Origin of the sequence: Methanospirillum sp. (genome assembly GCF_035560735.1) — an archaeon.
Lineage (GTDB): Archaea > Halobacteriota > Methanomicrobia > Methanomicrobiales > Methanospirillaceae > Methanospirillum.
In genome coordinates this window covers 1-12,603 of the sequence record NZ_DATMYY010000392.1, presented here as the reverse complement: position 1 = coordinate 12,603, position 12,603 = coordinate 1, and the positions used below count along the sequence as shown (strand labels likewise).

General features: G+C 46.7%; 10 protein-coding genes. 9 read left to right on the top strand and 1 reads right to left on the bottom strand.

Going from position 1 to position 12,603, the window contains the following annotated elements; genetic code table 11:
- Positions 1-58: 58 nt before the first annotated feature.
- From ppk1 to VN429_RS11590, 5 genes are all read left to right on the top strand, one after another.
- Positions 59-2,236 (top strand): polyphosphate kinase 1, encoded by a 2,178-nt coding sequence (ppk1, locus tag VN429_RS11610; RefSeq protein ID WP_325633498.1) that lies wholly within the window; start codon positions 59-61, stop codon positions 2,234-2,236.
- On the top strand, positions 2,237-2,776 hold the full coding sequence (gene ruvC, locus VN429_RS11605) for a crossover junction endodeoxyribonuclease RuvC (protein WP_325633496.1): 540 nt from the start codon (positions 2,237-2,239) through the stop codon (positions 2,774-2,776).
- Complete coding sequence (ruvA, locus tag VN429_RS11600; RefSeq protein WP_325633494.1) at positions 2,773-3,381, top strand: Holliday junction branch migration protein RuvA; 609 nt, start codon at positions 2,773-2,775, stop codon at positions 3,379-3,381. Before ruvC ends, ruvA begins: the two co-directional genes overlap by 4 nt.
- Positions 3,374-4,405: a Holliday junction branch migration DNA helicase RuvB gene (gene ruvB / locus VN429_RS11595; protein WP_325633492.1), complete on the top strand. Its 1,032-nt coding sequence runs from the start codon at positions 3,374-3,376 to the stop codon at positions 4,403-4,405. The genes ruvA and ruvB overlap by 8 nt, the downstream gene beginning before the upstream one ends.
- A gap of 145 nt (positions 4,406-4,550) precedes the next feature.
- Positions 4,551-5,858, top strand: a complete 1,308-nt coding sequence (locus tag VN429_RS11590) for a CAP domain-containing protein (RefSeq protein WP_325633490.1) — start codon at positions 4,551-4,553, stop codon at positions 5,856-5,858.
- A 98-nt stretch (positions 5,859-5,956) separates the two neighbouring features.
- Here VN429_RS11590 and VN429_RS11585 read toward each other — a convergent pair whose 3' ends face one another.
- Complete coding sequence (locus VN429_RS11585) at positions 5,957-6,244, bottom strand: hypothetical protein (protein ID WP_325633488.1); 288 nt, start codon at positions 6,242-6,244, stop codon at positions 5,957-5,959.
- A 9-nt stretch (positions 6,245-6,253) separates the two neighbouring features.
- Here VN429_RS11585 and ppdK point away from each other — a divergent pair, with 9 nt between their 5' ends.
- The 4 genes from ppdK to VN429_RS11565 all read left to right on the top strand — a co-directional run bounded on the left by ppdK (position 6,254) and on the right by VN429_RS11565 (position 12,539).
- Positions 6,254-9,004: a pyruvate, phosphate dikinase gene (gene ppdK, locus VN429_RS11580; RefSeq protein ID WP_325633486.1), complete on the top strand. Its 2,751-nt coding sequence runs from the start codon at positions 6,254-6,256 to the stop codon at positions 9,002-9,004.
- Between the two features lie 134 nt (positions 9,005-9,138).
- Entirely contained in the window at positions 9,139-9,912 is a 774-nt protein-coding gene (locus tag VN429_RS11575; RefSeq protein ID WP_325633484.1) for an FHA domain-containing protein, read from the top strand.
- A gap of 20 nt (positions 9,913-9,932) precedes the next feature.
- Entirely contained in the window at positions 9,933-11,618 is a 1,686-nt protein-coding gene (locus tag VN429_RS11570; protein WP_325633482.1) for a serine/threonine protein kinase, read from the top strand.
- 132 nt (positions 11,619-11,750) lie between these two features.
- On the top strand, positions 11,751-12,539 hold the full coding sequence (locus VN429_RS11565; RefSeq protein WP_325633480.1) for a dolichyl-phosphate beta-glucosyltransferase: 789 nt from the start codon (positions 11,751-11,753) through the stop codon (positions 12,537-12,539).
- Positions 12,540-12,603 lie beyond the last annotated feature (64 nt).

Sequence of the window (12,603 nt, the reverse complement as noted above, 5' to 3'; positions counted from 1 at the left end):
ATATAGTTCTCTATATTAGCGCAAGAATTATCACCGTTTGCTCTCTTATATCCTGATAATGAATCGGGATGAGCCTTTTTTAGCCGAAGGAAAGAACCTGGACAGTGATAGTATCCTGCAAGATCCATCCTACTACATCAACAGGGAGCTCTCCTGGCTTCAGTTCAACAGGCATGTGCTTGACGAGGCTAAAGACAAAAGTCATCCCCTGCTTGAACGGGTCAAATTCCTTGCTATCTTCTCTAATAACTTAGATGAATTCTTCATGATCAGGGTTTCAGGTCTCCATCGTCAGCTCGATGAGGGTGTGCTTAAGGCTCCTCCTGACGGGCTTACACCGGCCCGAATTCTTGACAAGATTTATGAAGACCTTTTCCCCTTGCTTGAAGAACAGGTGATAGTCTGGCATGATGAGATCATACCTGAACTCAGAGAACATGGAATTGTCATCCATACATATGAGACACTTGATGAGCAACAGAAACGTGACCTCAGAACATACTTCATCAAAGAGATATTCCCGGTTCTCACTCCCCTGGCATTTGATAAATCCCATCCCTTTCCATTTATCTCAAACCTCGCACTCAACCTTGCGATCATTGTAAGGGAACGGGGGGGTGAGGAGGATCTCTTTGCCAGGATCAAGATTCCAAACAAACTCTTCCCACGTCTATTGAAGATCCCTGATAAAGAAAATGGACCGAGGGCTCCAGGAGAAATAGAACTCGTCTTCCTGGAGGATGTGATATCTTCAAATCTTGACCTTCTCTTTCCTGGCCTGGAAGTTAGGGCATCATACCCATTCAGGGTTACCCGTGATGCTGATATAGAAATAGAGGAGGATGAAGCCGACGATCTCCTGACTGCTGTTGAGGAATCCGTTGGAAGAAGATGGGTCGGTGTTCCTTCACGAATTGAGGTCTCATCCTGGATGGACCAGACGGTCTGTGGTATGATGGGTGAAAAACTCGTTAAACACCCACATATGTTTTACAGGATCGCCGGCCCTATCGGGATGGCTGATCTTATGTGTATGCTTGACCTTGACCGGCCGGATCTGAAAGATGCTCCCTTTGTCCCAAGTATCCCGAAGGCTCTGGAGAACGAGAAGGCAATATTTAACGTTATTCGATCCCGGGATATAATGCTCTTCCACCCATATGAGAGCTTTCAGCCGGTAGTCAACTTTCTCAATCAGGCAGCAAAGGATCCTGATGTACTCGCCATAAAGATGACCTTGTACAGGACCGGAACCCGTTCCCCGATAGTGAGGGCTCTCTTAGATGCCAGGGAGATGGGAAAAGCTGTCTCTGTAGTTGTAGAACTTAAAGCCCGGTTTGATGAGGAGAACAACATCGGCTGGGCCAAAGCTCTCGAACATGCAGGGGTCCATGTTGTGTTCGGGATTATGGGCTTGAAAGTTCACTCAAAACTTTGTCTGGTGGTCAGACGTGAGCGGGACGGTATTGTCAGGTATGTTCATATGGGAACTGGCAACTACAACGCATCCACTGCCAGAATATATACCGATATTGGCCTTTTCACTGCAAACCCGGAGATCGGATCAGATGTCTCAAACCTCTTCAACAGTCTGACCGGGTACTCGAGATACATGGCATACAATCACCTGCTGGTATCTCCCAAGTACATAAGGCGTGGAATCATCTCACTCATCGAGCGCGAGATCAAGAGACAGCAGGAGTACCGGGACGGTCGTATCGTCCTGAAACTCAATGCCATTCAGGACGAGGAGATGATTCAGGCGCTCTACCGTGCCTCTATGGCAGGTGTAAAAATCGAACTTCAGGTCAGAGGGATCTGTTGCCTACGGCCTGGCATAAAAGGGATATCAGACAACATTTCAGTAAGCACAATCGTGGGAAGGTTCCTTGAACATTCACGTATCTATTATTTCCATAACGGGGGTGATGAGATCGTTCTTCTTGGCAGCTCTGATCTCATGCCCAGGAACTTAAACCGCAGAGTTGAGGTATTGTACCCAGTTCTTGATTCTGGGATCAAGCAGGAGATTATTTCTGAGATTTTACCGATCCACATGCGTGATACTGCAAAAGCACGTGTTTTGGGATCTGATGGGATCTATCATCCCAGAAAATCAATAAATGGGGATGAATTGATCAATGCACAGGAATGGTTCTTAAAGCACAGGGGGGTTTGGAACCAACAGGCGGCAGATGAGCCTGAGGAGACGGGTATTGGACGCAATGGCATCTAGATGCTGGATAAATCCTACAAGCAACACGAAACAAAGGAACAGAGTGAAGACCATATGGTGACTGTCCTGGGTATCGATCCCGGGTATGCAACAGTGGGATATGGAATCATCTCTGATGACAGGCGGACGCCTGGTGCTGATGAATGGGGATGTGTTAAGACCAGTAAATCAGATGGGGAACCACCAATACGGCTTGGACTCATCTACAAAGGAGTTACCAGTCTTATCGAGCGGTATAGTCCAGAGAGTATGGCGATTGAACGCCTCTTTTTTGCCAGGAATACAACAAGTGCCCTTCAGGTGAGTGAGGCACGGGGAGTTATCCTTCTCGCTGCAGTGCATCATGAAATTCCGGTAACCGAATATACTCCAAATCAGGTGAAAGTTGCAATAACCGGATCAGGATCCGCTGATAAAAAACAAATGCAGGAGATGATCACAAGGCTCCTCAGACTTCCTGAGATTCCACGCCCTGACGATGCTGCAGATGGTCTGTCACTTGCACTCTGCCATATCAACTGTTCCCGGGGTCGTCGATGATTGCACGGCTCAGGGGACCGGTTGTTGATGCCGGCGATGATTACATTATCATTGAGGCGGCAGGGGTCGGGTACCGCATACGTGTTCCCGAGACTTCAGCTGTAGCACTGAGAGGATCAAAAGAAGCAGTGATTCATACCGAGATGGTGGTAAGACAGGATGCAATTCTGTTATACGGATTCCAGACCGCTGATGAACTAAAAGTGTTCAGGATGCTGATATCAGTCTCCCGGGTCGGTCCCCAACTTGCAACCGCGATCCTTTCAAGACTCAGACCGGATCAGATTGCAGGGGCAGTTCTGGCTGGAGATTCACGACTGTTAGCAACTGTCCCCGGGGTAGGAAAGACAGGAGCCGAACGAATTGTGCTTGAACTCAAAAAGAAGGCAGCAATTCTCGCAGCAGATCTTGGGACTCCAGGCCAGGAAGGAGGGAACAATGCACAGGCAGATGCAGTGCTCGGGCTCATGGCACTTGGATATGGTCAGGGCGAATCTGCAGCAGCTGTTGGAAAAATGGATGCATCTGCACATGATGGAACTCCAGCAGGAATCATCAGGGAAGCTCTCAGACTCCTGAAAGATAAAGGAGAGAAGAATGAGTGAACCAGTCCTCGAACCGACAGCAAAGGAAGAAGACAGGGAAGAAAAAACGGTTCGTCCTTCTCTTTTGTCAGAATTCATCGGACAACATCAGGTAAAAGAGACCCTTTCTATCGCCATGGAATCAGCCAGGCTTCGAAGTGAAACTCTGGATCATGTACTCTTCTCCGGGCCCCCCGGTCTTGGAAAAACTACCCTTTCACATATTATCGCCAGAGAGATGGGATCAGCCATTGAGACCACTACAGGGCCTGTGATTGAGAGACCCGGGGATCTTGCTGCGATGCTCACCCCCCTGAAACAGAAGGATCTTCTCTTCATCGATGAGATACATCGGCTCACTCCAATCGTTGAAGAGATCCTTTACCCTGCGATGGAAGATTATGCCATCGATGTTATGATCGGGGAAGGGCCATCTGCCCGCTCAATAAGGCTCCCTCTTGAAAGGTTTACTCTCGTGGGGGCGACAACCCGAATCGGACTATTAAGTTCCCCTTTCAGGGACAGATTTGGGCTTATACTCAGGCTGGATCTCTATGAACCATCAGATCTTGCCACTATCATAACCAGGAGCGCTTCGATTCTGAAGATCCCTATAACACCAGAAGGGGCTGATGAAATTGCAAAACGAAGTCGTGGAACTCCAAGGATAGCAAACCGTCTGCTACGACGGGTTTATGATTATGCTATTGTCAGGGGAGACGGATCAGTTGATGGTCCAATTGCGGACCTGGCTCTTACATCGCTGGGTATAGACCGGCTTGGACTTGATGACCTGGACCGAAGGATCCTTCAGGTGATTGCAGGGGATTTTAATGGCGGTCCGGTGGGACTTAAGACAATCGCCATCTCAATTGGGGAAGAGACCAGGACGATCGAGGATGTGTATGAACCATTTCTTATCAGAATCGGATTTTTGAAGCGAACACCCCAGGGCAGGGAGACGACACAGGCTGCCATCAGTCATCTTACCGGATCAGGCCAGTCTGGCAGATCTTACTCATCACTTGACGATTATATCCTGTGACATCCCCTGCTTTCCGCAGGCAGGTAACCAGAAGACTTACTGGTATGTGTATCGTACCTGTAATTGACTCTTACCGATGATCACGATGAAGTCTCTCCACCTCATATTTTCTATACTCCTACTTCTGGTTTTTACCGGATGCGGTATGGCAGATTCCTCTATAAGTAATAACTCGACGATTCTGAACAGTTCACCCGGTACTGCTCACGCGGAGCTTTTAAACACAGCAGATCTTGCAATTATTGCCAGCATCACTCCAAGAAAAGCAGAGATGGGATCACCATTCTCAGCAGCAATCGTAGTAGTAAATACAGGACCTGCAGCTGCTGATCAGATAAAAATTGATTATTATCTGGTTCAGAATGTCTCTGGTGCGAAACCAATCTGGATTCATCAGAAGACAACAGAGAAGATACCGGCATTTTATAATGAAAAAGTTCCATTCACAGTTGATCTACCAGGGGGTATTAACCCAGGAGAATACTTCCTCATGTCAACCATCTCAACTACCACTGTTGACAGAAACCTAAGCAATAATGAATATGTCTCATCAGCTCCAATCGAAGTGAAACGGGCAGTTCAGCCCTCACAATCAGACCTTCCTGATCTCGTCGTCACTCTCGATAGTGCCTCTCCAACCGAGATAGCACCAGATTACCCTCTCACCGTCAATTACACAGTCTCCAATATAGGAAAGGGAAGTGCAGGTACATTCCGTCTCGGATTCTATCTCTCCAAGGACCCAGAGGTAGACCCATCAGACCAGAAACTCTGGGACGTTATTTTTTATCAGGCATACCCTGGCATGAAGGAACCGGGTGCCAGTACCAACCTTATTCCTCATGACATCGAACCTGGTGAGTACTATCTGGGTGCGGTCATAGATTTCACCCATATGGTCACCGAAGCAGATGAAGAGAAAAATTCTGCAGTACTTGGGACTCCTATCACCGTTACAGCACAAAAACCACCTGTTGACAGAGCATTTTTGGAAAAAGTTGCCGGATACATCGCAGAAAAGACAAATAAATACCGGGAATATCGAGGACTTTCTACTCTGAATTATGATCCAGCCCTTGCAGACATTGCACAGTCACACAGTACCGATATGGCTGCCAGAAACTATTTCTTACATGAAACCCCGGAAGGAATAACTCCAACCGGACGGGCAAAAGAGGCAAAGTACGAAACCACCAAACAGCTTTCTGACGGGGGTGTCAGGTCCGGTATTGCTGAAAACATTGTCAAAATAGCTAAGGGAAATATTGTTGGAAAAGGCTACTCAGGGTTTGTTGACCCGAGTGATCCACAGCAGGTTGCCGATGTGATGATGATAGAATGGATTAACAGCCCTGACCATAATGAAAACCTGATAAATAGCGGAATAGATCGGATCGGTGTCGGGGTGGCATATGATGGGGAGTTCTTCTATGCGACCCAGGATTTCTTTTGATCACTTTTTTTCAAATCCCGATAAGTACGAACATTCCAACTGAACATGGTCTTCTTTTCTGATAGGCGAGACCAATAAATTGAAAGGGTTATATGGTTCTATGATGAGCCTATAGCAGACGTGAGATCCAGACCGATCGCATATCTGCCCATGCAGGGAACCACCCCGCCGGATATATGGTTTACACCGGTATTTCGTTCGGCGTCATCCCTGCATTCTACCCTGCAGCAGACATGGAGTACTACATTTTTTGCAGTGCTGCCGCAGGTAACTGATATCATGGCTGAAGGAATCACTCCAACTGGAGACTGGTATCTTCTGCCTTCTTTCTTGCCAGTGACAGGTTTACCATACCAGATGTAATTACATGATCTTACAGATGACAAGGGAGTAATATGAGCAGGAAATGGGTATACGACTTTACCGAAGGCGACGGGAAGAACAAGAAACTCCTCGGAGGCAAAGGTGCCAACCTCTGTGAGATGACACAGATAGACCTGAACGTCCCTCCGGGTTTTGTTATCACTACCGAGGCCTGTCTGGCCTATCTGGATGACCCAGAACGCAGGTTGCCAGAAGGAGTGATGGATCAGGTGCATGCAAATCTGGCGGCAGTTGAGAAAAAGACAGGAAGAACCTTCGGCGGGAGAGAAAAGCCGCTGTTGGTCTCTGTCAGATCAGGTTCTGCCATATCCATGCCAGGTATGATGGATACCATCCTCAACCTCGGTCTTAATAGTCAGACCCTGCTTGGGCTGATTAATGGAACAGGAAATAACCGGTTTGGATACGATGCATACCGCAGATTTATCCAGCTCTTTGGTAAGGTTGCACTTGGAGTGCCTGAGGAAAAATTTGATGCCGAATTTGAGGCTGTCAAACTGAAAGCAGGTGTCAAGCATGATGTAGACTTGTCTACAAGTGATTTAACAGATATTTGTGATCGCTTCCTCAAGGTAGTCCAGCTTTTCACTCACAAACCATTCCCAACAGACCCCTACGAACAGCTGGAGATTGCAATAAAAGCTGTCTTTAACTCCTGGATGGGCAAACGTGCAATAGACTACCGCCGTGAGTTCAAAATCACTCCAGAACAGGCCAATGGAACTGCTGTAAATGTAGTTGCAATGGTATTCGGGAACATGGGTAACGACTCTGCAACAGGAGTCGGGTTCACTCGTGATCCCGGAACCGGTGAGAATGTAATGTTCGGCGAGTACCTGGTCAACGCTCAGGGAGAGGATGTTGTCGCAGGTATCAGGACACCAAAGGCGGTTGCAGCCATGGCGCAGGAACTGCCAAAGCAGTTCAATGAACTGATGGAACTCCGCCGTAAACTTGAAGCTCACTACAAAGAAGTGCAGGACTTTGAGTACACCATTGAGAAAGGAATCCTCTACTGCCTGCAGACAAGAAACGGAAAGATGAATGCAACCGCCCTTGTCCGCACTTCAGTAGAGATGGTTAAGACCGGCCTCATCGATAAGCGTCAGGCTCTTCTCAGGATAAATCCTGAAATGCTCAATCAACTCCTCTTCCCCCGCCTGGATCCTAAAAATACAAGTAAACCAGTGGCAAAAGGGCTTCCAGCATCACCCGGTGCTGCTACCGGTATAGCAGTGTTTGATGCTGACCGGGCAGAAAAACTCGGACGGACGGGCGAGAGAGTCATCCTTGTCAGGGAAGAGACCAAGCCAGAAGATATCCATGGTTTCTTTGCTTCACAGGGTATCCTCACCAGTAGGGGAGGAAAGACATCACATGCTGCAGTGGTCGCACGTGGTATGGGAAAACCCTGCGTGTCAGGAGCTGAAGGCATTACTGTTGATATTCATCTCAAGGTAGCCAGGGTCGGTGACACTGAATTCTGCGAGGGTGATCTTATCACCATTGACGGAACCACCGGCCTCGTGTATCTTGGTGAAGTTCCAATGATAGAAGCCGAGTTCTCGCCAGAGCTTGAGACAATTCTCTCCTGGGCAGACGAAGTAGCACGGCTGCAGGTCATGGCCAATGCTGACACACCTGAGGATTCAGAGAGGGCTTTGAAGTATGGGGCAATGGGTATCGGACTGTGTAGGACGGAACGGATGTTCAACGGGGTTGAGCGGCTGCCTATCATGGTGGAGATGATCATTGCAGAAACCAAAGAGGACCGGATTGCTGCCCTTGGAAAACTGCTCCCGATTCAGAGAGAAGATTTCAAACAAATCTTTGAGGTGATGGCTCCCCGTCCGGTTACCATCAGGCTACTGGACCCACCAATCCACGAATTTCTCCCTACTGAAAGACAGTTAGTAGATGAGATTAAAGAACTCCAGAACCTTCGTGAGACCATCAGGGGTATGAGAGTCCTAACGGATGCTGCTCAGTTCATGAATCTTCCGGAAATAAAATCCAAGATACAGGGATTTACTGATCCAGAACTCGTTGATACAGTTATTGCCAAGAAAGAGACGATGCTTAAGAAAGTCAGAGCTTTGCATGAGGTAAACCCCATGCTTGGCCACCGGGGGGTACGGCTCGGTCTAACCTTCCCGGAGATATACGAGATGCAGATACGAGCTGTACTCGAAGCTACAGCCGAATGTCTCAAGGCAGGTATTGAGGTTCATCCAGAGATCATGGTTCCGCAGGTATGCACTGCCCAGGAACTTAAGCGGGTGAAAGAATGGGTGCTGGAAATTCATAAGAGCGTTGAGGAGGCATATGGACTTGCCCTCAAGTTCAAGTTTGGTTCAATGCTTGAGGTTGTACGTGCCTGTATGCGGGCTGATAACCTGGCAGAAGAGGCTGAATTTTTCTCATTCGGAACCAATGATCTCACCCAGGCAACGTTCTCATTCTCACGCGAGGATGCAGAAAACAAATTCCTGCCTATGTACAACTTAAGTAATATCCTTCAGGACAATCCGTTCGAGGTATTGGATGTCAAGGGTGTTGGTAGACTGATGGAACAGGCAGTTAAGTGGGGACGTCAGGTCAGAGCAGATATGAAGGTCGGGATATGTGGCGAGCATGGAGGTCACCCGGCTTCTATCATCTTCTGCCACAAAATTGGACTCTCATATGTATCCTGTTCGGGGCCAAGAGTACCAATTGCACGACTGGCAGCAGCTCATGCAGCATTGTTAGAGAAGATATAAGGTCATAATAGGCCACAGTTCATAATCAGTTGGACTATTCTCCTTTTTTCTCAATCTTGAGAAGGCCTTATAGACAAAATCAGAAATGAGAAAAGCCATATTCATATGAGGCATACTGAGTACCAGACCTGGTGATGACAAACAATACAATTCAGGCAAAAAGAGATCCCGAGTACTTAATCGAGATGTCTGAGTATCTCAATGCGCTGGCAAACCCAACCCGGCTCCAGATCCTCGCTGCATTAGAGGTAAAACCACTGGAACTCAAAGAGATCACAACCATCACCAAGACCAGCTATGAAAATATCAGAAAACACCTGGACAAACTGGTGCTGGCAGGACTCGTCAGAAAAGACGCAGGAATGAGCTCTGAGACCATGACGGGTGTTCACCCGGTGTGGAAATACTCACTTGCACCTGGAGGAATGGAGGCTATCATCACCAACCTTTCCATGTTTTCAAAGGTTCCTCTCACAATCACCCATACAGAGCTTGCCGATCAGCTCAAGACTGTAAGAGGGGAACTTGCAGATCAATTCGGGCAAAAATCACCAGGTCTGTACCTCACAACTGGTCCTGAAGAAAAGAACATCTATCCTCTTGAGGGAGAAAAAACGGCAATCGGCAGAGTTGACCCGGTAGATCCTGCTTCTTCACAGCCTAATTCATCACGTATTGTTCTCTCTTCTGAATACAGGTCCGTCTCACGGGTGAGCAGACCACATTGTATTATCTGGCATACAGACAAATGGGAGATTGAAGACTATGGAAGTACCTCAGGGACATTTGTAAACACAGAACCAATACCTCCAAGAACACGACATGAGATTCGTGACGGTGATATTATCATTCTGGGAACTGGGAATTTTTCTGCACGATTTCTTTTCCTAAACGACACAACACTGTAGATCTACGTATGCCGGCCTGCATGATACAAAAAACAATACTGTACCTGTTTATGCTTCTCCTGTTTGCAGGTGTTTCTGTACATGGAGATATTATTGGAGAACCAAAAAACCAGGGGCCGGGACAGGATATTCTGACAGGGATTCACGAGGGAAAAACTGCCCCAATAGTAATATATCAGACATCATATGATCAACCTGACTCAAACCAGAGTAAAATTATACCAGCAGAGATAATTCTTGCTCCTCCAAATAAAAGTGGGTCAGAAGGTCCAAGGCTATTTATACCTTCCTGGGAAGAGAGAAATAATCCAGAACCTTCACCATATCAATCCCTTCTTATCTCTCCACTCCTGCAGATGCTGCTTTCTGTAGGAATCTCACTGGTCATTCTAATACTTGTCACTGTTGCAGGTTTGAGAATTGGTGCTTCATACCAATATGAAGCATGTGAAAAAACACGGAAGTGGATAGGAGTCGGGCAGGTGGCCTGTACCCTGCTTATCATCATATCAGTCTGGTTGATATTCACAACCCAGTATAATAATGCAAGAACTGACCCTTATTTCCTTTCGACTTTATATGCATTCCTTGGTGTTCAGGTTTATCTTGCTGTTTCATCACTGATCCAGGCAATATCAATATTTAAAGACAGGCCAATTCCTCCTGTATATCACATTCACATTCTCTTTGTTTTCATAGCAATCAGCTTGGTTTTGATGTCAAGAGTTCCCTTCTTCCCTCCCCTTCCAACGAGTATCCTCGCGATCTCGATCTTTTTCCTACCTGGAGCTGTACTCTCTCTCATGACAAGCCAGATCATCAGGCGTACTGCAGACATCGGTGGCTTTGATCCAAGTCTGACACTTACAAGAAACCAGTCGATCATTCATACTGAGATCACTTCCTCATTTCCTGAGGCTCTGCGGATGCGGTACCAGGATGTAAGTATCATCGGTAGTGGCGGGGTGGCAGTTGTCTACCGGGCTGTCAGAGTGAGAGATGGAAAACTGGTTGCGCTGAAAATCCCATTCTCTCCAGATGAGGCCAGCGGTAAAACGTTCTTGAACGAAATGGCGGTCTGGCGTGAACTCCATCACCCCAGTATTGTTTCAATCTATGATCAGAACATCTTCCCAATTCCATATGTGGAGATGGAATACATGAGCAGATCACTCCGGGATGTCACTTACCCGGTTGCTCCCGACCGAGCAATCTCGATTATTGGAGATATTGCATCAGCTCTTTTGTATGCACATGGGAAGGGGGTTATTCATCGGGATATAAAGCCTGGTAACGTACTGCTTAACGGTGAAGGAAGGGCAAAGCTTGCAGATTGGGGTCTCTCACGTTCGCTCCATCGTGCAGAAGATACAAAAAATACCAGTTTTTCACTATTTTACGCAACTCCTGAACAGTTGGCTCCAGATATGTATGGAAGTGGAGATCAGCGGACAGATATCTATCAGCTCGGAGTCCTCCTGTACGAACTGCTCTGTGGAGAACCTCCATATGTAAAGCCAGGTATCGGAGAGATCTTCATCGCAATCCAGAAGAACCAATACCGATTACCCTCTGAATGTACTGAATCATTAAGGCGGTTTGATCCTTTGATAAAAAAGGCACTCAAGGCAGATCCAGCTGAACGGTTTGAATCAATTGAGGAATTCATTGCCTGTCTTGAAATCACTAGCAATAATGGAAGATAGCAACAGAATGGCCTAATTTTCTATTCGTTTTTATATACTACCTTCGGGTTGAGTTACTCAACTGCAAATATCTGGGTTTTTTATCCATCTCTCTTCTGAATGCTCTTCTCCAATCAAAATGGTGTCAACAATATGATTACTTCATCAGTATCAGCAGTAATACCAGTTTTTAATGATCAGGCTGCATTGAGTCGTGTTATACCCACAGCACTAGATATCCTTGAGAAAAATACCCCCTGGTTTGAACTAATAATTGCAGAAGATGCAAGTAAAGATGGTTCATTTGAACTGGCAAGAAGATGGGCAATCCATGACAGCAGGATCAGAGTTCTACACCGTGACAAGAGGCTTGGAAGAGGTTCAGCATTGACAAGGGCCTGGAAAGAATCAGCGGGGGACATATTCTGTTACTTTGATGTTGACCAGGCAACTGATATGAAAGATCTTCCTAGACTCCTGCAAGCTATTGAGGAGGGATACGATGGAGCGACTGGATCACGTTTGATTCCCAAAAGTTACGTTGTGCGTGATCAGGACAGGGAAATGAAGAGCAGGGTGTATAATTATCTTGTACGAATAATTCTCGGAAGTTCCGTTCATGATCATCAATGCGGATTCAAAGCATTCCGCAGGGAAACAATGTCCTTGCTTATTCCCTTCATCCATGATACCCATTGGTTCTGGGATACTGAACTCCTTATCCTATGCCAGAAGAAAGGATATGTTCTAACAGAAATTCCAGTCAGATGGATACAAGGGCCAGATACAACAGTAAGGACTTCAGATATTCTCTCGATGAGTATGGCAATTATGAAACTTTGGACTCGCCTTCACCTTACCAACCTTGTACGACAGATTAAGAGTATATCAAATACCCAATCTCAAAAGAAACTTAAGTCGTGGAATTTTCATCGACAGTGATCAAGAAATACATAACCCCATAGTTGGATATCACAATCAGAGGGTTTATAGATCAAACCTGTTA

Bases quoted from the DNA above. Each gene is read 5' to 3' on its own strand.
- VN429_RS11565 (WP_325633480.1), top strand. From the start codon at position 11,751: ATGATTACTTCATCAGTATCAGCAGTAATACCAGTTTTTAATGATCAG.
- ppdK (WP_325633486.1), top strand. From the start codon at position 6,254: ATGAGCAGGAAATGGGTATACGACTTTACCGAAGGCGACGGGAAGAAC.
- ruvA (WP_325633494.1), top strand. From the start codon at position 2,773: ATGATTGCACGGCTCAGGGGACCGGTTGTTGATGCCGGCGATGATTAC.
- ruvC (WP_325633496.1), top strand. From the start codon at position 2,237: ATGCTGGATAAATCCTACAAGCAACACGAAACAAAGGAACAGAGTGAA.
- ppk1 (WP_325633498.1), top strand. From the start codon at position 59: ATGAATCGGGATGAGCCTTTTTTAGCCGAAGGAAAGAACCTGGACAGT.
- VN429_RS11590 (WP_325633490.1), top strand. From the start codon at position 4,551: ATGGCAGATTCCTCTATAAGTAATAACTCGACGATTCTGAACAGTTCA.
- VN429_RS11575 (WP_325633484.1), top strand. From the start codon at position 9,139: ATGACAAACAATACAATTCAGGCAAAAAGAGATCCCGAGTACTTAATC.
- ruvB (WP_325633492.1), top strand. From the start codon at position 3,374: ATGAGTGAACCAGTCCTCGAACCGACAGCAAAGGAAGAAGACAGGGAA.
- VN429_RS11570 (WP_325633482.1), top strand. From the start codon at position 9,933: ATGATACAAAAAACAATACTGTACCTGTTTATGCTTCTCCTGTTTGCA.